Source organism: Paenibacillus sp. G2S3, assembly GCF_030123105.1.
Lineage (GTDB): Bacteria > Bacillota > Bacilli > Paenibacillales > Paenibacillaceae > Paenibacillus_AQ.
Map to the genome: position 1 here is coordinate 3,807,913 of NZ_CP126095.1, position 22,408 is coordinate 3,830,320.

Sequence of the window (22,408 nt, forward strand, 5' to 3'; positions counted from 1 at the left end):
CCCATATACTGCTAGCCTTTTCCGAGAACACAAAAAGCCGCCGGAATTCAAGACTCCGGCGGCGGTCTACATTTCATGAGCTCTTCTAGGGCAAAGAGGACAAAAAATGTACACACAATCAGAAAAATGTCTCATCCTAAAGACTAGAATAAGTTCATTTTCCCGTGCGATATATAGAGAAATAGACATTTAACTACACATTCTATCTGTTCTATATACGCAAAAAAGCCGCCGGACCCAATACGGTTCCCGCGGCTCTAATAAGCGTAATAGAGCTTACCTGCTAACTGCACGAATAACTTATTCGGCAGCCGCTGTTCCCGGAAGACACGTATCCACAACAGTTGAGTTCATTACATTTAAAACTGTCATAAAACATCGTCTCCTTCCGAAATAAGATGCTGTTATCATAAACGGCGCTGCCGTATAATGTCAACTATAAATTTTGATAAGATTATAAAATAGACTTAAGCTCATTCAACTCGCAGATTATCTTCCAAGGTTGTATGTCCAATTGATCGTCCCAGGCATGTTTTCTTTGCAGCCAAATGCCTTGTAGCCCTGCTTTCCCAGCACCCCAGATATCATTCACTGGGTGATCTCCAATAAATAATGTCTGATCCGCAGTAACTCCTAATCTGTCTAATGCAAGTTGATAAATCTTAGGATCTGGCTTAGCGATTCCTACTTCTCCAGAAATGACAATAGCCTCAAAGTACTCTCGCAGGGCAAGGGTATCAATTTTAGTGTTCTGGATATCTACTTTGCCGTTGGTAACCAGACCAAGTATATAACCGCGCTCTTTGCAGTACTTCAGAACGTCCACAGCATCCTTCATCGTTGTACCATGATTGATATAGCTTGCATCATAATACGCACGAATATGTTCAGCCGTAACGGGCATTTCCCAAGGAAGCACCTCGCTTAGCTCTACGAAGAAACCGTCCTTATCACGGTATCCATCAGCATCTCTGTGAATCATATCTTCTATTACCTGCTGGGCTTCTTCGGCTTCCAAATGTCCTAGAAAATCCTGAACAAACTGAGCACTAAAACTGCGAAATGTATGATCACGATCCATTAAAGTATTATCCAAATCAAATAATATGGCTTGTACTTCTTTCATCAAGCGATTCCCCTTACATGCTGTTGATTATAAGAATTAAACTTACAGAAATCTATTGTACTATGCCTTTGGAGACAATGAAAAGACCATTCAGTAAAAAGGAACAGCTGCTTCCCCATCTACCGAACAGTCTCTATATGCTTTAAATTAGATTTATTCATTTACTCAAAATGCTCCGCTCGATGTGTCAGCATCATCTCCTCTTCTGTTATATACAGTGGGAAGGGAGGGGTTTCTTTGAGATAACTTTCTGTAGCTAGCAAGCGATAATGAACCTCAGGTAACCAAGAATCTTCAACGAGTGGCAGCTGACCGGTATCGCTGATGTAATTGTCCACAGCGGACTGAACCATATCAAGATAATATGGAACTAACTTATCTTCTTCCTCGAAAACTTCATATGTCTCACGTGACATATAGAAATTCTGGTCTGGAACCCCACCTAAATATCGTTTTAGTCGGCTCAAATCTATTCTTTTGTCATCCAGGATTAAAGCTGTTCTATTTATGAGCGCAGGCATATCTTCTTCAAACTGTCTGATCGCCTGCTTGACTTGGGTTAGGGTGACGGTAATATGATCGGATTGGGGTTGTTTTTTTGTGCGTTTGAAAAACATAAGACAAGTCTCCTTTCGAAAAACTATCTTTGTTAACGCTTACAATTCTATTATATTCGAATTCCTGCCTCTTAATCAGCATAATTCCAATCGACACAAATTGTTAACAATTTTATGATCATTATTTGACATCTTCCCAACGAGTCCATATTTCTTGGGGATTAAGCTCATATTTGTCATTCTCACGATACATAAACTGATGCATAATAAATTCACGCCGAATGGTAGCAAAATCTTCATGAAACTGCTTAATGAACTCATTGATTTCCTTTTCAGTATAAACTACCCCAGGCTCTAGCTTCTCAACCATATACTGAAGTGCGATCAGCTTCTTCTTATACTGTGCCGGGATTTGCCGAAGCCGCCCATCCTTCGCGAAAAAATTTCGAAGAACAGACTCCTTAAGGCTATTCTCAGGTGATTTTTCTTCCATATTCCTCGCTCCTTTCGAAAAAATAAACTGAAGTGAAGCCTCAGCTCCACTACTAATGAACTCAGGATTTAACTTAAAATAAACCGTATTTTTGTCGCGTCGTTCCTTGATTAGAGCCGCTTCACGCAATTTCGCTGCATGATGAGTTACTGTTGGTTGCGATAAATTCAGTTTCTCAGCCAGCGCTTGTCCGTGCATTTCTCCTTGCGACAGAAGCAACAAAAAACGTAGACGTGTTGGGTCAGCCAATGCTTTATGATAGTTCACTATTTTTTCCAACTGCATTGGAATCACACTCCTTAGATTTAATAAGCAAGATACATATTAGATATATATCTAATTATATAATAATCAACATTACTGTTGCAATGGTTATTATGTTTAATCTTAAGCTTATGGCAAAATGAATGAATTTAGGGTAGGATTTAAAGAAAAGATAGTAACAATCAGGAGGTAACCCGCTGTATGAAAGATGTAATTATTATCGGTGCAGGCCCTTGCGGCCTCTCGGCAGCTATCGAATGCCAGCGCCAAGGACTCTCCAGTCTCATTATTGAAAAAAGCTTTATCGTTCACTCCATTTATTTGTATCCAACAAATATGCAATTCTTCAGTACCGCTGAGTTATTAGAAATCGGAGACGTTCCTTTCACCTCAACCAATGATAAACCATACCGCCATGAAGCTCTTGTCTATTACCGCCGGGCTGCGAAGCAGTATGGTCTAGATATCGCCGCTTACGAAGAAGCGTTATCCATTGAGCCTCTGGAAGATGGAACCTTTGCTGTACATACGTCCAATATGCGGGGTGAGCATCACACTCGTATAACCGCAAATGTCGTTATTGCTACAGGTTATTTTGATCAGCCGAATATGATCGGTATTCCAGGGGAAGAACTTCCTAAAGTTACCCACTATTTCGGCGAAGCCCATCCATATACAGGGATGAAAGTTACAGTCATTGGTGGCAGTAATTCCGCGGTTGATGCAGCACTGGAGCTTATGCGTGTTGGAGCTACAGTGGATATGGTCTATCGTGGTGAGAGCATTTCCTCGAATATTAAGCCTTGGGTTCGGCCAATCTTTGAAGGGATGGTACAAAAGGGAAAGATCACCCTCCATCTGGAATCACGCGTTACTGAAATTACGGCTAGTTCGGTTATCATTACAAGTCACAATGGAGACAAGAAATCTATAGATAATGATTTCGTCCTTGCTTTGACCGGCTTCCGGCCTAGCCGAGTGCTTCTTACTTCAGCGGGTGTAGTTATGGATGATGATTTGGATAAGCCAGCTTTTAATCCTTCAACCATGGAAAGCAATGTTCCAGGTCTTTATGTTGCAGGAGTAATCGCCTCAGGTCGGAATGCGAATGAAGTGTTTATTGAGACAGGACGTGGGCATGGTAAACTTATCGCTGATCATATTCTTTCGAAGCGCAGTTCTCACAATAAGGAGTTGAACGTTTAAGATGGACATGACCTCTTTGCTTTTACTTGGACTTGCTGCACTCGGTATTATAAGCAGTAATTCCCCTGTAACCATAGCAATGGTCGTCCTACTACTGCTAAGAGTTCTTGGCCTGCAGCAGACCTTCCCTTGGCTTGAAAAATATGGTTTAACCATCGGGATTATCATTCTTACAATCGGGGTCATGACACCTTTGGCCAGCGGAAAAATATCGCTACAGATGGTCGGTCAATCCTTCCTCCACTGGAAGTCTCTTCTTGCGATTGCGATCGGCATTCTCGTCGCTTATCTTGGTGGGCGCGGAGCCATCCTTATGACCAACCAGCCCACAGTTGTTGCCGGTCTTTTGATCGGAACAGTGATTGGCGTGGCATTGTTCAAGGGTGTCCCTGTAGGACCACTTATCGCAGCCGGTATATTGTCGCTCTTGATTGGTAAAATGTAATAATGGGGCAACCATTGAACACAAAAGTAGAGCAGCAATCTCCACTATCGAGAGAATCGCTGCTCTACTTTATTTTTATTCAGCCTGAGAAATGGACTGTGGAATTTCCTGAGATGAACGTTTTTCTACAAATAGCAAATCACCAACACCATACTCTGCTTGAATTTTTTTCAACTGATCCAAAGCTTCTGCTTCTGTATTGAAATACCCAGCTTCCACTAGGAATAATCCCTTCTGATCCTTTAATACGCGCACGTTCTCTAACCCGAACAACATCTCTTCAGCCATGCCTTGACTCTCGCCGGAAGGCTCTGAGACCGTTCTAAGTGAATAGATAGAAGTTCCTTCCCCCACGTCACCCTTCTTATCCTTCAATGTGATTGCCACCTGAGCTGGTTCCTTGTATTCCTTCACCTCATAAGCGACTGGCTCTTTGAAGGTTACATTGAAACGTATCATCGAGTCATCCAATGTAATTAAAGGATAAGCATCTTGAACATACTTGCTTTCTTTTAATGTCTCAATATCTTTAACAGCTGAGAAGTTCCTTGCCCCACTCACGGTTACGGTCATTGTATAAGGATTGTCTGTAAATTTTACGTTATAAGAGCTTGCAAGGTCTTGTGTATTATCCGAATTTGCAAAGTTCAAAATCATTTGATCACTGTTCTTCTGATGTTTCAACGAAATAAAATTCACATCTACTCCATCCTGTATCGTACCGCCGCCTGCACTTCCATCCGTAAATTTCAATACACTTACCAGCTTACCGAGAACTGGCACTTGATTCATACTATCTGCAAAAGCGGGTACTGTATTAACACCCACTGTAAAAGAAATGATAACTGCTGCTGCAACTGATCCTGTCCATTTTAATCCGCTCATTTTTATTCCTCTTTTCTGTTGTTTATAACGTCTTCCTCTTTCAATACCTTTACGAGAAGCTTGTGATAGTTCTTCAGGGATTTCAATATCGTTGTATGCATTCTGTAAACGTTCATGTTGATTATCCAAAGTACTCACTCCCCTTCATATTAATTTTTAATTTTCCTAAACCCCGATAGATAACGGTCTTCACTGTACTCTCTGGCATGTCCAATACCCCGGCAATTTCCTTTATGGGCAAGTCTTCAAAATATCTCATCACAATGATCATTCTTGATCTTTTATCAAGGACTCTTAACGCCTCCTGTAGATCAATGACGTCCTCTATAGGTTCTGAAGCGTAACTACCTTCGGGATTTTTCTCCATATAGACGATTCTTTTAGATTTCCGGATAAAGTCCAAGGCACAATTGACGGCTATTTTTGTGAGCCAGGTTTTAAAATATTGAGGTTGCTGCAGTTTATGAATAGAGATGTACGCTTTGTAGACGGTCTCCTGCACAATCTCCAGCGCATCATCCTTATTCCTCACATAGGAGTATGCCATACGGTAAAGTCGCTCCTGCATCCCATCTATCAGTGCAGTAAAGCTGTCTTCATCACCCGCTATCGCCTTTTCCTCCAGCTCTGTTGTATTCAAGTTCTCACTACCTTTCATGTTGCTTATATTTTTTAGACGCACTTGATATTCAAAAAGACTCAAATGGGTTTAAAAAAAATGGCCCTCTCTCCCGAGAAGACCACCTAAGTAATTTATTGTAATGTTATATCTTATCATGTATCCAAATGCTGTACGTTAAACAATCTCGCATAACTTCCATCTAGCCCCATCAGTTCTTCATGTGTACCACGTTCTGTAATTTCACCATTCTCAAGCACAACGATCTGATCCGCATGTGTAATGGTAGACAGCCTATGCGCAACAATAAGTGTAGTACGTTCCGACGAGAGAGATTGCAGCGCTTGTTGAATTAAATGCTCTGATTCCAGATCCAGCGCTGACGTAGCTTCGTCTAAAATAAGAACCTTAGGGTCTTTAAGAAACACCCTTGCTATGGCAACCCGTTGCTTTTGCCCGCCGGACAGCTTCACTCCACGTTCTCCCACCTCTGTGTCATAGCCTAGCGGCAGCTGCTCAATAAAATCATGTGCGTTCGCAGCTTTCGCAGCAGATAGGACTTCCTCCTCTGTAGCATTAGGATTACCGAACAAAATATTATCTCGTACAGATCCACTAAATAAGAAGTTATCTTGAAGTACCATCCCAACAGCTCTTCGTAAACTCTCTTGCGTCAAACCTTGTATATCCTGACCATCCATCTGGAGGCTACCTTTGCTGATGTCATAGAATCGCGGGATCAAGCTGATGAGAGAGGACTTTCCACCACCACTCATTCCGACAAAAGCGACCGTCTGTCCAGGTTTAATACTTAAATTGATATCCTTCAGTACCCAATCATTCTCTTCGTTGTATTTGAACCATACATTATGAAAATCAATTTCACCTCTTGCATTCGTCAGAGGTCTCGCTCCCGGTTTATCCACGATATCATAAGGCTCTTCTAGCAGCTCAAGCACCCGTTCAAGGGAAGCCGAAGCTTGTGTAAGCACTGTCGAGGAATTAATTAATCGCCGCAACGGCGCATACATCCGGTCAAGATAGCCGAAGAAAGCAACAAAGGTTCCGACTGTCAAATTGCCATGAATCACTTGATAACCACCGTATCCGATGACTAGCAGTGGTGCAATATCCGTTAATGTGTTAATAATCGCGAAGGTAATCGCGTTCCAACGGGTTTGAGCCATCGCTTTTTTGAGAAAGTTACCGTTAATATCTTCAAACTGCTTCTGATCCACTTTTTCCATGGTGAAGCTGCGAATGATCGATATGCCTTGAATCCGTTCATGAAGATAGCCTTGAATGCCTGCCAGAGCTTGTGAACGGTCTTTGGTTAACACCTTAAGTCGTTTATATAGTTTACTTACCGCAAAGGCGTAAAATGGAAGGACAGCGATAGATACTAGCGCCAGTACCGGATTTAAATAAAACATAAACCCGAGCGCAAACACTAGCGTAAATAAATCCAGCCATACATTCATCATTCCGACTTCTACTAAATTTTTAGTCTGTTCTACATCATTTATAAATCTCGAAATCGCTTCGCCCACTTTTGTATTCTGATAATACCTTAGCGACAACCGCTGTAAGTGACTGTATAGCTTGTTCCGCATATCGAACAATATCTTGCTTGTAATCAACTGGGCAAAATACTGCCGGTAATATTCTACCGGTCCCCTTACAATGACGAATAAAACAAAAGCGCCCCCGAGGATGAGCATCAATTGGGATACCCGCTCCTCAACACTCATGGCAGGGTTCATCAGCAGGTCATCAACTACGTATTTCAGAATCATAGGCAGTGTCAACGGGATGCTGAACTTGATCATGCCTATACAGAGCGTAAATACAATCCATTTCATGTAAGGACGTACAAAAGTAAAATATGATTTCCATTGCTTCACAGGAATATTCTGTCCTTTCTCTTTACTGAGTTGCTAAGTACAGTTGACTTTTGCGCTCTACAGTGTTTTTATATTTTTAAGTCCATAAGTACGATAGCAGTACCCGAACTTCAGGAGGATAACGATGTCTAGACAATTTGTGACGGAAGCCGTCATGATGGCGATTTACGGCCAGCTTCTCATATCGAGCAGCCCTGTAGAATATATAGTGCCTTATACGACTGTGATGGAATTATACGAACTGCGGGATAGTGATGATCCGTTAATGAACCGTCCAGATGATGACAAGCATGTCAAACTCAAGATTGGTGAGCTCATTGCCTATTTCGAAGAGCCACTTAATGCTAAAAAAATCAACCGCTGTCTGGCCGTTCCTTGGGCAAAAAGCTCCGGTATTCTATTAGGCGGACAATCAAAGATTACCATCATTAACAGCATGGATACCGCCGTTTACGGCGAAACGTTCGATCCTATCGAAACGGAGCTCCTATTGTCCTCTCAACGTGAGAAGGTGCCTATTCTTACCGACCAATTCGAGCTGATTCAACGCATTATTGAAGGTGGAGTCCCTGTTCAAGTATACGACATCGACGATTTCGATTTTGCTATGGAGGAAGAAACGTTTCACAATTCGCACTGATTATATCAACGTAGAAAAAGCCCCTGCCTTTTGGCAAGGGCTTTTCATCATCAGTTAAAAAAGAATTAAGACTTTTATACCTCTACTTCACCAGGTACCAACTTGGCTTCATACTTATATTCAATGTCATCCTCTGCCTCAGAATACACAATAGTTAAGCCGTAGCCTTCCATATACCATAAGTCCTGCTCCTCCATGTAGAACAAAATACCGTCTTGTTCAACCTGTATTGCCGGTCGTGCAGGAGCCTCTGTTGCGATCCCTAGTGAGAAGCCAGGGTGAAGTCCACCTCCCGAGCTATAGCGGGGAAATAAACGAATATAGTCTCCATTGTTAAGATCCAGTTCTCTTTTAAACCAAGCTGCCGCTGCTTGACTAATTTCCATGTTCATTTCTCTCAGCTCCTTTGTATAGTCTAATCATACTGAAAATGAATCGATATTCAAATACCTTTATACAATTAATGTTTTCCCAAGCCCCTCAAAAATTAGTTTGACAACTTTGCGAAGCGAGTGATAAACTCTGAACATAACTAACGGTCTACTAGTTATTACCAAAAGTTATTATTAAATCAATGAAAGGGGTGAGCGCGGTGTTTACGAAGTTACAGCCATATCATATTACTATTGTTGGAATTTCAAATCAACTGAATACCGAAGCAGCCCAAGTGGTGAAACCATCCTGAAGTTCCCTGCGAGTGTAATTGATCGTATAACTTTAGTTCTTGAAGGTCTCTCACATGCCTGGTGCTGTATAGCACCGTGCGCATGATAGCTGTAAATTACAGGCATATCGTCCGTTTCCGGATGATATGCCTTTTTTGTTTAAATATAAGAATTTATATGTTCCACGATATAGATTTTCTTATATTTCTTCGAGAAATGGTTGTCATCTTTGATGGATGACAACGTCGTTTCTTGTTGGCTGTTGAGATAACCACTTGCGCTTTTTTCCAACATCAAAGCTATTACTTTAACTCGAAAGGAAGGGATTTACTTGTTCTCCGTTCTCCGTAATCTCGGCTGGTTCTTTCGCCGAGAAAAAAGGCGTTACCTGATTGGCCTGATCTTACTTATTGGTGTAGGTGTTCTTGAATTATTCCCCCCACGTCTGCTAGGCAATGCCATTGACGACATAGTACGCGGTTCTATTACTACAGCATCATTAGCCAAATATATTGGCATGATCCTCATTTTACTGCTAGTCATTTATTGGATTACCTACATATGGATGCACAAATTATTCGGAGGCTCCAACCTCGTAGAGCGCCTGCTGCGCTCGAGATTTATGAATCATTTGATGACCATGACCCCTTCGTTTTTCGAACGCAATCGAACGGGTGACCTGATGGCTCGGGCAACCAACGATATCAGAGCTGTCTCTGCTACCGTTGGATTCGGGATGCTCACCCTGGTGGATTCTACAATCTACCTTACAGTCGTACTGTTCGCTATGGGTTTTCTCGTCAGCTGGAAGCTGACTCTTGCAGCGGTATTACCATTACCACTAATTGCGATAGCTATGATTTTTTATGGTAAAGCGATCCATGATCGTTACAGCTTAGCACAAGATGCATTCGGAGATATGAATGATCAGGTTCTCGAATCTATCTCAGGTGTGCGGGTTATCCGTGCTTATGTACAAGAGAGACTTGATGAGAAGCGTTTCTCGGACATTACAGAAGATGTATACAACAAGAACATGGCCGTCGCCCGTGTCGATGCCTTCTTCGAACCGACGATTCGGTTCTGCGTAGGACTCAGCTACATTATCGGTCTTACCTATGGGATTTATCTTGTGTTCCGTAATCAGATCACGCTAGGTGATCTTGTCTCCTTCAATATGTACCTCGGAATGATCGTATGGCCGATGTTCGCCATTGGAGAGCTAATTAACATCATGCAACGTGGTGGTGCCTCTCTCGAACGTATTGATGAGACGCTAAACTCCAAAGCGGATGTTCAGAGTGCTGCTAACCCGGTTCACGTTGCAAATCCTACCCAAATTGAACTTAACAATGTGACCTTCCGTTATCCTTCATCGACGATTGACAATCTAACTAATGTCAGCCTGAACCTGAACCAAGGGCAAACACTAGGTGTAGTCGGTCGCACGGGTAGCGGTAAATCAACGCTTCTCAAACAGCTTCTTAGAGAATATCCGACAGGCAATGGTGAAATTCTCATCTCTGGTGTTCCTATTCAACAGATTTCATTGGATCAACTGCATAGCTGGATGGGTTATGTTCCTCAAGAACAGATTCTTTTCTCCAAATCAGTACGTCAGAATATTCAATTTGGTCTAGACAACGCGGATGACGATACGATCATGAAAGCCATCACAGCTGCCGCCTTCCAAAATGACTTAGGAACATTATCCGACGGTCTAGATACGTTGGTTGGTGAACGTGGAGTATCCTTATCCGGTGGACAAAAACAACGTGTATCCTTATCCAGAGCCTTTATCGCAAATCCAGATGTACTGATTCTGGACGATGCCTTATCCGCTGTTGACGCTCGAACTGAAGCTCAGATCATTGAGAATATTCGCCAAGAGCGTGCAGGTAAGACTACATTGATCTCTACGCACCGCCTCTCTGCTGTTCAACATGCCGACATGATCGTCGTACTTGATAACGGACATATCGTTGAACGTGGTACGCATCAGGAGCTATTGGATATGAATGGCTGGTACCGCGAGCAGTATGACCGGCAGCAAGTAGAGAATAATTTATCGAATGATTAAAAGACATACTAGCTATGATAATGCAAAACTTTTAGGAGGTGTCACCGTTGACAAAGAGTACAGGCAAACGCCTGCTTGAATACGCATTGACCGCAAAAAAAACCTTTATCGCAGCCCTTATACTCCTCTCCATCGGGGTAGCGGCAGAGCTGGCAGGTCCATTTATCGCCAAAAGCATGATTGACAATCATATGTTGGCCATCGAAAAGCCTTATTTTAGTACTACATCACCAGATGAGGCGGTTCAGTATAACAACGCTTATTACAAACGCGGAGACCGATTCGAGCCCGGGGAAGCTAAGGGGCAAGAAATTCGCATTCTTCAATCGGGACGAAGTTTCTACTTTATCAATGAAGCCGTAACACAATCCGATGGTGAAAGAAAGTTCAGTAATGGTGAAATGCATATCACGCGCGGCCAGGATGAAGTCATCTATCCTGCGGTTAAGCTTTCAGCGGATGAACTGTTTGATTTTTACAAACCTGAGCTCCCTGGTATTTATCAGCTGGTCGGTTTGTACGCTATCTTCCTAGTCATCTCGATCTTTGCCGAATTCGGTAAAACCTATTGGCTGCAATCTTCGGCGAATCAGGTAATCCGAAAACTACGTACAGATGTATATGCGCATATCCAGCGACTTCCGGTTTACTTTTTTGACAACTTGCCAGCAGGTAAGGTAGTGTCACGCGTAACTAATGATACCGAGGCGATTAAGGATCTATTCATTGCCGTTCTCTCCAATTTCAGTACCGGTATTATTAATATTACTGGTGTATACATCGCCTTGTTCTTGCTCGATGTTCGGCTAGGTCTGATCAGCTTGTTCATCATCCCAATTCTTATTCTTTGGATCGTGCTCTATCGGAAAATCGCTACCAAATACAATACGATCATCCGCTCACGTCTGAGTGAGATCAACGCTATCATTAATGAATCGATTCAAGGAATGTCCATTGTTCGTATATTCCGCCGCCAGAAGCAGCTTGGTGAAGAATTTGAGCATCTGAACGATGACTACTTGAAATATCAGAATAAAATGCTAAATCTGAATGCCTTCACCTCCCACAACCTAGTGAACTCTCTACGCAGTCTCTCTTTTGTGATGGTGCTTTGGTATTTCGGACATGGCAGTATTACGGGTTCTACATTTGTATCTTTAGGTGTTCTGTACGCCTTCGTCGATGTGCTTGGACGTTTGTTCCAACCGATTACAGGTATGGTGAATCAGCTCGCAAACCTCGACACATCTATGGTATCTGCGGGTCGTGTATTTACTCTTATGGATGAGCCTGGGGAGAATGTTACCGATGGTTCCATGCCGCGCTATAAAGGAAAAGTGGAGTTTAAGAACGTATCTTTTGCTTATAAAAAAGACTTCGTCCTTCGCGATATTTCTTTTGAGGCACGTCCAGGCGAAACTGTTGCACTAGTCGGTCACACCGGTTCCGGAAAAAGCTCGATTATCAACTTGTTATTCCGGTTCTATGATCCGCAAAAAGGAGAAATCACGATTGATGGCCAGAAGGTTACAGATATTCCGAAGCAGTGGCTACGCAATCACATGGGGATTGTTCTGCAAGATCCTTACCTCTTCACTGGCACTATTGCTTCCAATGTCAGCCTGGGGGATGAACGAATCTCACGCGAACGGGTAGAACGGGCTTTACGGGAAGTCGGAGCAGATAAATTGCTAGCCCACCTTCCTCAAGGTTTTGATGAACCCGTTATTGAAAAAGGAAGCACCTTATCTGCAGGTCAGCGGCAATTGATTTCTTTTGCCAGAGCGCTCTCCTTCGACCCAGCTATTCTAATTCTTGATGAAGCTACCTCCAATATCGATACGGAGACAGAAAGCATCATTCAAGATGCACTAGAAGTTCTTAAAAAAGGACGTACCACATTTATCATCGCACACCGTCTATCCACGATTCGCAGCGCTGATCAGATTCTTGTTCTGCATCACGGAGAGATTGTAGAGCGCGGAAGCCACGATGAGCTGATGGCACTCGGCGGCAGATACTTCCGGATGTACCAGCTACAAGTAGGTGCTGGTTCTAACAGTATAGACAATAATAATGGTGCACCCTCCCGACCTTCGTTAGGCAGCTTGCAACCATCGCTAGAGAAAATGTAATCGATGCCCTGAATCACAGATGTGATTCAGGGTTTTTCTATACTTGATATTAGAACGTTTGTTCTGTAAAATGAAAAATAATACATATAGGTGAAGGAGGCATTTGATGCGTACATACAATGTTACTAAGAAGCAAGCTCGACTTTTTCTCCTGGCTCACCAAAAGTTAACTAAAGGCGCTCTTCCTGCCGGTAAACTTAGCATTTATGATTATGTTCGTCATGTAGGCTGTATCCAATATGATCCACTTAACATCGCAGGCCATAACCATGAGCTTGTCCTCCAAGCACGAGTTCCCGGGTTCACACCTGAGCAAGCTCAAGAGCTATTGTATCAAGACAGACTCCTAGTAGATGGCTGGGACAAGAACATGTCCATTTATTGTACAGAGGACTGGCCTTATTTTAAACGGAGAAGAGATGCATCAGCCACATACCATCAGGCTAATGAGCCAGTAATGACAACAGTAGAACAAGTTCGTGAAGAGCTATTAAAGCGTGGTCCCCTCTCCTCTCTGGATTTAGAAGGTAAGGACAAGGTGGATTGGGCTTGGGCTCCGGCTAGATTAACACGGGCAGCTTTGGAAAGTATGTACTTTTGGGGAGAAGTCGTCGTTCATCATCGTGTTCATACCCGCCGGTATTATGATTTCGCTGAACGTCTGCTTCCTCATAAGCTTTTAAACGGTGAAGACCCTAACCCCACGGATGAACAATTTCATGATTGGTATGTGCTGCGTAGAATAGGTAGCATCGGACTATTATGGAATAAATCTGGCGATGGATGGCTTGGGATTTCTGGTCTAAAGAGCAAGGAACGTACTGCAGCGATTCAAAGGCTGTTACAAAGCGATAGCCTCAGGGAAGTTCTAGTGGAGGGTATTAAGCTCCCACTCTACATCCGTAGCATGGACGCTCTAACTTTAGAAGCTGTAATACAGCAGGAGTCAGAAGATGCTGAGAGTCCTTCAAGTTATTCGTTTGCAGCTGTAATAGCTCCCCTGGATAACTTAATATGGGATCGAGAGCTGATCCGACAATTATTTGGATTTCATTATCGCTGGGAAGTCTATAAACCAGCCTTGGAACGGGAGTACGGTTATTATGTACTGCCTTTATTATATAATGATCGTTTTATTGCGAGATTTGAACCGGTGATGGATAAGAAGAGCCAAACATTGAACATTATGAATTGGTGGTGGGAACCGGGTGAGCGCCTAACACCAGAGATGCTTCCGGCGTTAGGCGAAGCTCTATCTGCACTATCAAGCTGCGTTAGAGCTTCTAAGATTCATTTTAGACCGGAGGTTGTAGAGGACTGCGGATTAGAAGGGTTATTAGTGTAAAGTTTCCTCTTCTAACCCCAGTTTCGTGAACATTTCTGTACAATAGCCTTGTAATTTGATCTCTAGTCTTCTAGCTTTATTTTTGAATCGTTTTAACTCCTCGATCATCTTTGCCCTTCCAGTTGGGGTGAACGTTTCTTGTATCCGTTCTTTGAAATAATCGTGAACGATATGGTTACGCTGTTTCCACACTTCTTCTAGCTGAGCGGTTTCTTGCTCTGAGAAAGGAAAGTGATGCTGTATTTCTTTGATGAGTTGACCGAGTGAATTGCTGAGTTTTCGCTGATACAGATCAGTCAGATCTGCTTCAGTGGGCGTCTTGCCTTGTGATAATTTGGTGAGCAATAACAAATTGGTCAACTGCTGTTCTAGGGCTTGACCATAATAGACTGCTAGTCCAAAATACGCAAATAACTCCTTGGATTGTTCACTCTCTGGTACTTGTGTATGCTTCATCTTTCCCCTCCACTTCTGTATCCTTGTTACTTTTATCTATACAAGTTATGTTTTGTTGTAGTCTCTCTGTCTTGATCTGTACAAATAAAAACCGATAAGCAGTGTTATATATAAGAGCGCATGTGCAAATGAACCTAGCAACTCCGCTAATGGCATAGTATCAGCTTTCATCATAACCTCCATAACTGGGGCAACAGGAGGTAACAACCAGATCAGAAAATGTAACGAACTAGGCAAACTATCGCTGATCTGAGTCCCACCTAGAGACAATATAACAATCCCTAGCATGATACCGGCAGCATGGCTGCCTTTCTTAACCCACGAAGATTGCAGATATAAGGAAATTGACACACCAAGCATCCCTAATAACCCGTGTCCTACAAGAGCTAAGCTGAACCGATACACCCCTGGTGATTCTGCGAAGTGGCCCGTTAGCCAAGGATAAATAACAAGGATTAGATCAAGCAGCAACGTAAGAACTGCAAGCGCAACAATACCCCCTACACTATGTCTAACCGCGCTTCGCAGATGAACAACAGCGATCTGTCGATGTACAGGATGCTCATGATTTAGAAAGCTGAGGCCCATCCAAGCACAACTGATAAAAAGCATTACTGCAGTAGCTGCATAGCTATTCATTACCGGATTAGGTTTATAGGAATACAAAATCTGCACCGCAATCACAATCCCTGCTAATGGGCCGAAATATCGCTGAGATCGAGTATAGCTTCGCAGCATATAAGCGATAAGCGAATTCATAAATCGACCTCCTTAGCTCTGGTCGCTGGGTTCATCCACAGTTCTATACCATCACGTCCCCCTCGGGGATCTACCGATTGAATTGAGCCACCCGCTTCTAATACAAACCGCAGAAAGGTGTCAGAATGTGAAGCCTCTACAGTCAGCCCTATACCATCACTATAAGCACTATCCTTAACTTCATCTAAAGAAATAAACCCTGTCATACCCTTCAGATGCAGCTGATTCTGAATAGACAGATTGGATACTCGGATATAAGTAGTGGGGTTAGCTCTCAACTTCTCAGACCCCACAATGGACTTAACAATCCTTCCTCCTTGAAGTACATGGACATGGTCGGCTAGCATTTCTATCCACTGAGGCTCATGTACCGAGAATACTATGGCTGTGCCCTTGTTCTTCAAATCTATTAGAAGGTCAACAAGCTTATTCATGGAAGAGAGATCCAATCCCGACATAGGCTCATCAAGAAGCAGCAATGAGGGACTTCCCATTAAGCTTTGGATCAGATTTATTTTTTGCAGCATCCCTTTGGAGAAGTTTAACATAGATTGTGTACGAAAATTCTCCAACAGAAACAGTTCGAATAACATTGTTAATTCCTGCTCGATCTGAGCTGGGGCAAGTCCGCTAATCTGACCCATGCTTCGCAAATACTGCTCTGGGGAAAGCTTCGATCCTGGAAAAATTTCAGGTGCATATCCGGTCCTCATATTATGATGAATGCGACTCAACTTACCTGAGGAAACATGGATGAGTCCAGCTAGGATAGATAGCAGCGTGCTTTTACCAGAACCATTCCTTCCGATAAGTGCAGTGACAGTTCCCATTTCAACGACCATCGAAACGTCTTCCAACACTGTTCGTCGTGCAAATTGCTTACTGATTTGTTCTAATGCTATTAGGGGAGTAGCATCTATGCCAGTGTCTGTAAAGTTAAGTTCCTCTCTGTTTGTCACTAATCGCGCTCCCTTCATATCTACTGTTAATTCTCCGGTTCCCTACGAATTTCCTCTTATAGGGACTAAATTTTAATCAAAAAAAGAAAGAACTGCTAAAGCAGCCCTTTCTTAAATTCAAAATTTTTATTATAAAATTGTTTGCTTTCCGTTAACCTTTTCCCTCTTTTAGTCTATTTGTTATGAGACAAAATATCTTCCGCTCGATGCCGGAACTGTTCTGCAGCCTTCTCTGGTGTAATCTGACTGAACATAAGCAAATCATATAACTCACGTAATACACCAGTCACCTCTGAAGAGCCCACCGGATCAGGTGGGTCCATCGGGCTGCTATTTTGCTCCACCCATTCAATATATTCAAAGACCTGTGCAAGCTCTGGCTCTATAAATGGTTTCATCTGTTCTTTGATAGCCGAGGAGACAGGAACCCCTCGTTCACCTTTAAGCACTTTATTAGCTTCTAAATTATTTATGAAAAAATCAATAAACTTTGCTGCTTCCTCCTTTTGCTTCGAGCTTTTCGAAATAGAGAAGAACATACCCGGCTTCAGAAATAGGCCACGGTCTTGGTTGGGGCCGGGCATGGTGGCTATAGCCAGAGGTTTCCCATAACTCTTTACCGTACTGATAAATTGATTGGAATATCCCCATCCAAACAGTGCTTGCCCTTTATAAAAGGGATCTTGATCAGGCTTATTAATATCCAGCGTCCATATATCCGGTCCATAAACCAGCTTATCCTGCATTAGCCGCTGCATGCGTCCAAAATATTCGATAAATAACCGGTCATCGTTATATCCCAAAGCTTTGCCATCACTTGAGAACAAGCTCGCGGTATTTTGCCGCAAATAGTAAGCAAAAAACTGCTCCGGTGTGAGATAAGTCCCTAAGTAAATCCCTTCTCCTTGTTCCTTTAACGTAACCCCTATCTGCTCAAAATCTTCCCAATTCCAATCTGGCCCCGGAGGTTTTATTCCTTGTGCCTTCAAAACTTCTGGATCATACACACTGTATAAAGCATTAATGCCCAAGTTAAAACCATAGAGCTGCTCGCCCAGTTTACCCCCTGCGAGGTTGCTGCCACTGATGTTGCTCGTATCTATGAGTCCACTTTGGATATAAGGTCTCAAGTCTTGCAGCAAATCCAGCGATCCATATTGAGACAGATAAGAAATATCCATTTGAATAATATCGGGCAATACATTGCCGGCTGCACTAGGTGCAAGCTTTTTCCAATATTCATTAAAAGCACTGTAATCATATTCAATCTTCACATGCGGATGCTGTTGTTCGTACATATGGATAACCTGAATTGTAGCATTGTTACGAAAGTCACTCCCCCACCAGGCAATACGGAGGTTAATTTCCTCGGCAACTTGCTCTGGTGGGGGAGCACTTTGTTTCCCGCAGCTTCCAAGACTTGTGAGCATGCTTAGCAGTGCCAAACTGAGTATGAATCTACGCATCACCTACACCTCCTGCGGGAACGGCAAAAGAACACTAACTTTAGTTCCAAACCCCACCGTACTCTCAACCTGTACGCCATATTCGTCACCGAAGGCGAGTCTGACACGATCGCGGATATTAAGCAGGCCGATACCTGTGCCTCTAGTCTCCACTTCCCCATTCAGTAAACGTTTGAGGAAATCCTCTTCCATACCGGGACCACGATCTTCTACAACAATCGCTAGCTTGCCATCAAGCGGTTCAGCATACAATAGAATTTGGCAGGGCTCAATCATGGTCTCAACACCGTATTGAATCGCATTCTCCAATAACGGCTGTAAGGTTAGCTTGGGAATAGAAACTGCATTAAAGACTTCCGGAATCTCCATATGAAAATCCAAGCGACTCTGAAACCGATAATTCTGAATAGTGATATAATGCTTGACGATTTCCAGCTCCTGCGCGACTGTAATTACATTTTGCTTCAAGCTGATCGATGAACGTAGCAGAAAAGCCAGCGACACTACCATACTCGAAATCTGTGCATGTTCACTTTTTTTAGCCAGCCAGTGGATCGAATCCAGTGAGTTATATAGGAAATGAGGATTAATCTGAGCTTGCAAAGCCTTAAATTCCGTCTCTTTAATAATCAGTTGATTAGCATAGTTTTCTTTGATCAATGTGTTAATTTGTGTAATCATCTGACGAAATGTCCGTTGTAATAGCCCAACCTCATCCATCTGCTGAAGGGGAGGCGCTATTAGCTTAGTATCCATACTGTCCAGATCCCCGTATTGAACCTCCTTCATCTGACTGATCAGTGAACGAATCGGTTGAGTCAGATTACGAGCAAAGCTCATGCCTAGCGCAATTATTATCACTATCACTATTCCAAATACGACGATCATCGTATTTTTTAGCCAAATGGTTTTTTCAAAAATATCATTGTAAGAAACATAGTTGTAATAAGTCCACCCAGAGTACGAGGACTGCTTCTGTGATACAAACACAGCTTCCCCATTCATCTCTTTGATCTCATAACCAGTTCCTGAATTCAGAGGCTGTAAAACCTCGGTTACACCATCTGCAACTTTCCGATAAGGGTATACCAGATCTTGACCCGCTTTCAGAATAATATCGCTGTCTTCTGCGGCTACACCGGCGTAGTCCTGTGCTAATCTCTCAATATTGATGCGTAAATAGAGCGTTCCCAGCTTATCCAGCGTCATGGGATCATAGGCTCGCACTTCGCGAACCATGACCAGCATCGGATCTGTGTCGTCAGGATACAGCCAACGTACAGCGCCATTGCCTTCCTCCGCCTCACGAATCATTCGTGCAGATTTCTCCTCCGTGTACAGAATTGACTCCCCATAACCACTGACCTTCCCCTGCGAGTCAATTAGATGTACAGATTGAATATAACGTTCATCCATATTAATGTTTTTCCATAATCGCTCCGTAATCATTTGCCGGGTTAAGTAGCCCGTAAAGTCGATATCATCCTTACGCAAATCTTTTAGCCCTTGCTGAATTTGCTTATCAGCAATCATTGTCAGTGTCATCGATTCAAGCTTTTTAAGCTCCATATCAATCGTTGTTGATGATAAATTAAGAAGCCGATAAGATTTGTCGTACAGCTGCTTGTCATAAATAGAATACGCATAATATAAGGAACCGAACGCCGTAGTTATGATTAGAACCAAGATTAGGACAATCATCAGAAAAACCTTCATTTTAATACTCAAATTCCGATAAATTTTCATCCGGGCTCTCCTTTGCACCTGTAATATAACTTGTATACCACATTATGGATAACCCGGATAGTCTACTTAATCTGCTTACTTAGCCATGTAACGGTCATAGGCGGCTTGATGAATTTTTATAGCTTCCTCAATGCCCATTCCTTTGATCGTATCCACCATTTTATCGAATTCCGAGATAGCCTTCTGACCGTTAATGATCGCTGTCATCGTTTCATTCAGATACGTGTTGACCTGGCTCATAATTGATGTGCTTTTACTTGCTTCGTCAACACTCAGGCGGAACGGAGGCAGGGTCAAATCAGAGCTCGCCTTCATCCATGAAGCATTAGCTTCCCGTTGTCCCTCGTCGAACAATAAAGCATCCAAATAACGACTGTCCTGATTGATAGGTCCATCCATGATGGAGAGCGCATAAGAAGCAAGCGCCTGATCGTAAGTTAAGCCCTGAGGATTTTTGGTAATAACATCTGTGAATTTAATCGATTCCCCTTCCTTCACATAGCTCTCACCTTCGATTCCGAAGTTAAACAATTCATGACCTTGCGGGCTGTAATTGAAATCCATCCATTGAACAATTTCCTTCAGTTTATCCTTATCGGCTCCGGAAGTAATGGCTTCACCATAGGTCAGCACTTTATTGTTCATATTAAAAGTAGCATACGCTGTTCCGTTAGGAGAGGTAGGCCAAGGCACACCTGTAAGATTAAAATTCGGATCAGTATCACGCATCAGGTTGAAAAATTTGCCCATACCGCTAAAGACACCGCCGCCATAAGAACCAGCTAAATTGTTCGTCACTTTATAGTCAAAGGCTTTACCATCATTAGTCATAATTTCCGGATCAATCAGACCTTCTTTATACCATGTGGCCATTGTTTCCAAGAAGCTCTTATACCCTGGCTGAATCGGACCGTATTCCACCTTGTCTCCATTCATCTGGAACCCGCCAATGACCCCAAATCCGGGAGAGAAGTCGTGTAGCTTCGTCAGATCACCAGGGCCCCAGTTTCCTGTGAACGGCAGTTCATCTGCCTTCCGGTTGCCATTCGGATCTTTTTCTTTAAACGCTTTCAAAACAGTATGCCATTCCTCAATGGTGGTCGGTGGCTTCAGTCCCAGCTTATCTAGCCAATCCTTGCGCATAATCAAACCTGAAGTAGCATTCAGCTTAAGCGCATCAAGCTTCAGTAGCGGGAACATGTAGATCGTTCCATCATCCAGTGTGATTTGCTTTTTAACGTCCGGGTCGGATGCAATGATCTTGAGAAGATTCGGGGCGTACTGTTCAATCAGTTCATTTAAGCGAATAATTCGTCCATCCTCGATTAATTTTTCGGGTCCCCCCACCGCATCTGCCCAGTTATAATAGATGACATCTGGAAGCTCTTTTGTAGAAATCAACAAATTGAACTGGTCCTTCTGCTGACCAAGAGGTGGGTGTGTAAACTTCACTTTGATGCCTGTTAGCTCTTCTTTCTTTTTATAGCTGGCCATATCACCAAAACTCTCCAAAGAAGCTGTGAGCTTGCCATCATTGGCTCGCCAGTAATCAATCGTCATTGCATCCTTTGTAATTGGCAGCGGAATTTCTGTTAGCTGTTCGACCGGTGCATTAGTTGCTTCAGTTTTCCCCGAATTATCTCCCGCTTTATTTCCTGTACCACTTCCTTCATTGCTGCCTGAACATCCTGCTACTAAAGTAGAAAGAAGTACTGAGCTTAACATCATGGCCCCTATTTTTCTTTTCACCCAAAATCGCCTCCATAAATGAATGTTATTTATTGTTTCACGGCACCAATTAAAGCGCCTTGAACAAAATATTTCTGGATAAACGGATACACCAGCATGATTGGCAACGTCGAGATGATGATCGTGGCGTATTTGATGTTCTCGCCGATAGCAAACCCTGTATCAACCCCTGCTCCCATCGACTCCGTACTGCTGCTGATCAGAATATCGCGCATTACAATTTGAATCGGATAAAGATCCTGACTACGCAAATACAGCATCGGGGCCACATAATCATTCCAGTGGTCAACCGCATAATAGAGTGTCATAACCGCGAGAATCGATTTGGACAGCGGCAGCACAATTCGGAATAAAATCAAGATATCGTTAGCTCCGTCAAGCTTCGCCGACTCGATTAAACTGATCGGGATCCCCTCAAAGCTAGTCTTCATGATCAAAAAATAGAAAGTACTAATCGCCCCAGGGATAATCATCGCCCAGCGGGTATCCACCATTCCAAGATTCTGAATGAGCAGAAAAGTTGGGATCATCCCGCCGCCAAAAAACATCGTGAAGGTAATTAACTTCATCAGCGTTTTTCTACCGAAAAGATCCATTCTGGACAATGAATACGCCGCAATTGATGTCATCAGCAAGTTAACAATAGTTCCTACCGTCACATAAAAAAGCGTATTCAAATATCCGCTGTAGATTTTTGAATTATGGAATACCGCTTTGTAGGCCTCCAGTTGAAAGCCCTCAGGTAGCAGCATTAGTGACCTGGAACGCAGCAACTCATTCGGGTCACTTACAGAGGAATTCAGCACATACAGCAGCGGATAGATCGATACAGCCATGATGACTACTAGCAGCACTACATTAATACAGTCAAAGATACGTTCACCTGCCGAACGTCGCATGGGTCCTCCT

At 42.9% G+C, this 22,408-nt stretch carries 20 protein-coding genes; 6 read left to right on the top strand and 14 right to left on the bottom strand.

Translation table 11 applies throughout. From position 1 onward, the window contains the following. Window positions 1–454: 454 nt before the first annotated feature. From QNH28_RS16640 to QNH28_RS16650, 3 genes are all read right to left on the bottom strand, one after another. Complete coding sequence (locus QNH28_RS16640; protein ID WP_283907671.1) at window positions 455–1,126, bottom strand: HAD family hydrolase; 672 nt, start codon at window positions 1,124–1,126, stop codon at window positions 455–457. A 161-nt stretch (window positions 1,127–1,287) separates the two neighbouring features. After that, window positions 1,288–1,743 carry a DUF3939 domain-containing protein gene (locus tag QNH28_RS16645; protein ID WP_283907672.1) on the bottom strand — a complete coding sequence of 152 codons (456 nt, stop codon included), beginning with the start codon at window positions 1,741–1,743 and terminating at the stop codon, window positions 1,288–1,290. 121 nt (window positions 1,744–1,864) lie between these two features. Then, on the bottom strand, window positions 1,865–2,461 hold the full coding sequence (locus QNH28_RS16650; protein WP_283907673.1) for a DUF2087 domain-containing protein: 597 nt from the start codon (window positions 2,459–2,461) through the stop codon (window positions 1,865–1,867). A gap of 180 nt (window positions 2,462–2,641) precedes the next feature. On the opposite strand from QNH28_RS16650, the gene QNH28_RS16655 reads away from it, so the two are divergent. Both QNH28_RS16655 and QNH28_RS16660 read left to right on the top strand, forming a co-directional pair. Beyond that, window positions 2,642–3,646 (top strand): YpdA family putative bacillithiol disulfide reductase, encoded by a 1,005-nt coding sequence (locus tag QNH28_RS16655; RefSeq protein ID WP_283907674.1) that lies wholly within the window; start codon window positions 2,642–2,644, stop codon window positions 3,644–3,646. A gap of 1 nt (window position 3,647) precedes the next feature. Then, window positions 3,648–4,091, top strand: coding sequence for a DUF441 domain-containing protein (locus QNH28_RS16660; RefSeq protein ID WP_042188929.1), 444 nt, complete (start codon window positions 3,648–3,650; stop codon window positions 4,089–4,091). 75 nt (window positions 4,092–4,166) lie between these two features. On the opposite strand, the gene QNH28_RS16665 is transcribed toward QNH28_RS16660, so the two are convergent. From QNH28_RS16665 to QNH28_RS16675, 3 genes are all read right to left on the bottom strand, one after another. After that, on the bottom strand, window positions 4,167–5,105 hold the full coding sequence (locus QNH28_RS16665) for a DUF4179 domain-containing protein (protein WP_283907675.1): 939 nt from the start codon (window positions 5,103–5,105) through the stop codon (window positions 4,167–4,169). Beyond that, window positions 5,098–5,616 (bottom strand): sigma-70 family RNA polymerase sigma factor, encoded by a 519-nt coding sequence (locus QNH28_RS16670; protein ID WP_283907676.1) that lies wholly within the window; start codon window positions 5,614–5,616, stop codon window positions 5,098–5,100. Before QNH28_RS16670 ends, QNH28_RS16665 begins: the two co-directional genes overlap by 8 nt. Before the next feature lie 134 nt (window positions 5,617–5,750). Continuing rightward, on the bottom strand, window positions 5,751–7,499 hold the full coding sequence (locus tag QNH28_RS16675; RefSeq protein WP_283907677.1) for an ABC transporter ATP-binding protein: 1,749 nt from the start codon (window positions 7,497–7,499) through the stop codon (window positions 5,751–5,753). Between the two features lie 124 nt (window positions 7,500–7,623). On the opposite strand from QNH28_RS16675, the gene QNH28_RS16680 reads away from it, so the two are divergent. Further along, window positions 7,624–8,139: an ADP-heptose synthase gene (locus QNH28_RS16680; RefSeq protein ID WP_094868892.1), complete on the top strand. Its 516-nt coding sequence runs from the start codon at window positions 7,624–7,626 to the stop codon at window positions 8,137–8,139. Window positions 8,140–8,213: 74 nt separating this feature from the next. Here QNH28_RS16680 and QNH28_RS16685 read toward each other — a convergent pair whose 3' ends face one another. Continuing rightward, the gene (locus QNH28_RS16685) at window positions 8,214–8,531 is read right to left on the bottom strand and encodes a HesB/YadR/YfhF family protein (RefSeq protein WP_283907678.1); all 318 of its coding nucleotides are present in this window, start codon (window positions 8,529–8,531) and stop codon (window positions 8,214–8,216) included. 604 nt (window positions 8,532–9,135) lie between these two features. Here QNH28_RS16685 and QNH28_RS16690 point away from each other — a divergent pair. The 3 genes from QNH28_RS16690 to QNH28_RS16700 all read left to right on the top strand — a co-directional run bounded on the left by QNH28_RS16690 (window position 9,136) and on the right by QNH28_RS16700 (window position 14,364). Continuing rightward, a complete protein-coding gene (locus QNH28_RS16690) occupies window positions 9,136–10,884 on the top strand; it encodes an ABC transporter ATP-binding protein (RefSeq protein WP_283907679.1) in 1,749 nt (582 codons plus the stop codon). A gap of 47 nt (window positions 10,885–10,931) precedes the next feature. Then, window positions 10,932–13,019 (top strand): ABC transporter ATP-binding protein, encoded by a 2,088-nt coding sequence (locus QNH28_RS16695; protein ID WP_283907680.1) that lies wholly within the window; start codon window positions 10,932–10,934, stop codon window positions 13,017–13,019. A gap of 106 nt (window positions 13,020–13,125) precedes the next feature. After that, window positions 13,126–14,364 carry a winged helix-turn-helix domain-containing protein gene (locus tag QNH28_RS16700; RefSeq protein WP_283907681.1) on the top strand — a complete coding sequence of 413 codons (1,239 nt, stop codon included), beginning with the start codon at window positions 13,126–13,128 and terminating at the stop codon, window positions 14,362–14,364. On the opposite strand, the gene QNH28_RS16705 is transcribed toward QNH28_RS16700, so the two are convergent. From QNH28_RS16705 to QNH28_RS16735, 7 genes are all read right to left on the bottom strand, one after another. Further along, a complete protein-coding gene (locus QNH28_RS16705; RefSeq protein WP_283907682.1) occupies window positions 14,356–14,820 on the bottom strand; it encodes a hypothetical protein in 465 nt (154 codons plus the stop codon). The genes QNH28_RS16700 and QNH28_RS16705 overlap by 9 nt on opposite strands. Window positions 14,821–14,865: 45 nt before the next feature. Then, the gene (locus QNH28_RS16710) at window positions 14,866–15,579 is read right to left on the bottom strand and encodes a hypothetical protein (protein ID WP_283907683.1); all 714 of its coding nucleotides are present in this window, start codon (window positions 15,577–15,579) and stop codon (window positions 14,866–14,868) included. Next, window positions 15,576–16,538 carry an ATP-binding cassette domain-containing protein gene (locus tag QNH28_RS16715; protein ID WP_283907684.1) on the bottom strand — a complete coding sequence of 321 codons (963 nt, stop codon included), beginning with the start codon at window positions 16,536–16,538 and terminating at the stop codon, window positions 15,576–15,578. The genes QNH28_RS16710 and QNH28_RS16715 overlap by 4 nt, the downstream gene beginning before the upstream one ends. Before the next feature lie 173 nt (window positions 16,539–16,711). Continuing rightward, window positions 16,712–18,004 carry an ABC transporter substrate-binding protein gene (locus tag QNH28_RS16720; RefSeq protein ID WP_283907685.1) on the bottom strand — a complete coding sequence of 431 codons (1,293 nt, stop codon included), beginning with the start codon at window positions 18,002–18,004 and terminating at the stop codon, window positions 16,712–16,714. 3 nt (window positions 18,005–18,007) lie between these two features. Continuing rightward, on the bottom strand, window positions 18,008–19,750 hold the full coding sequence (locus QNH28_RS16725; RefSeq protein ID WP_283907686.1) for a sensor histidine kinase: 1,743 nt from the start codon (window positions 19,748–19,750) through the stop codon (window positions 18,008–18,010). Window positions 19,751–19,825: 75 nt separating this feature from the next. After that, entirely contained in the window at window positions 19,826–21,499 is a 1,674-nt protein-coding gene (locus QNH28_RS16730) for an extracellular solute-binding protein (RefSeq protein WP_283907687.1), read from the bottom strand. A gap of 29 nt (window positions 21,500–21,528) precedes the next feature. Beyond that, window positions 21,529–22,398 carry a carbohydrate ABC transporter permease gene (locus tag QNH28_RS16735; RefSeq protein WP_283907688.1) on the bottom strand — a complete coding sequence of 290 codons (870 nt, stop codon included), beginning with the start codon at window positions 22,396–22,398 and terminating at the stop codon, window positions 21,529–21,531. Between the last annotated feature and the right edge of the window lie 10 nt (window positions 22,399–22,408).

Bases quoted from the DNA above. Each gene is read 5' to 3' on its own strand.
- QNH28_RS16640 (WP_283907671.1), bottom strand. From the start codon at position 1,126: ATGAAAGAAGTACAAGCCATATTATTTGATTTGGATAATACTTTAATG.
- QNH28_RS16710 (WP_283907683.1), bottom strand. From the start codon at position 15,579: ATGAATTCGCTTATCGCTTATATGCTGCGAAGCTATACTCGATCTCAG.
- QNH28_RS16685 (WP_283907678.1), bottom strand. From the start codon at position 8,531: ATGAACATGGAAATTAGTCAAGCAGCGGCAGCTTGGTTTAAAAGAGAA.
- QNH28_RS16725 (WP_283907686.1), bottom strand. From the start codon at position 19,750: ATGAAAATTTATCGGAATTTGAGTATTAAAATGAAGGTTTTTCTGATG.
- QNH28_RS16650 (WP_283907673.1), bottom strand. From the start codon at position 2,461: ATGCAGTTGGAAAAAATAGTGAACTATCATAAAGCATTGGCTGACCCA.
- QNH28_RS16660 (WP_042188929.1), top strand. From the start codon at position 3,648: ATGGACATGACCTCTTTGCTTTTACTTGGACTTGCTGCACTCGGTATT.
- QNH28_RS16655 (WP_283907674.1), top strand. From the start codon at position 2,642: ATGAAAGATGTAATTATTATCGGTGCAGGCCCTTGCGGCCTCTCGGCA.
- QNH28_RS16735 (WP_283907688.1), bottom strand. From the start codon at position 22,398: ATGCGACGTTCGGCAGGTGAACGTATCTTTGACTGTATTAATGTAGTG.
- QNH28_RS16700 (WP_283907681.1), top strand. From the start codon at position 13,126: ATGCGTACATACAATGTTACTAAGAAGCAAGCTCGACTTTTTCTCCTG.
- QNH28_RS16680 (WP_094868892.1), top strand. From the start codon at position 7,624: ATGTCTAGACAATTTGTGACGGAAGCCGTCATGATGGCGATTTACGGC.
- QNH28_RS16705 (WP_283907682.1), bottom strand. From the start codon at position 14,820: ATGAAGCATACACAAGTACCAGAGAGTGAACAATCCAAGGAGTTATTT.
- QNH28_RS16720 (WP_283907685.1), bottom strand. From the start codon at position 18,004: ATGCGTAGATTCATACTCAGTTTGGCACTGCTAAGCATGCTCACAAGT.
- QNH28_RS16645 (WP_283907672.1), bottom strand. From the start codon at position 1,743: ATGTTTTTCAAACGCACAAAAAAACAACCCCAATCCGATCATATTACC.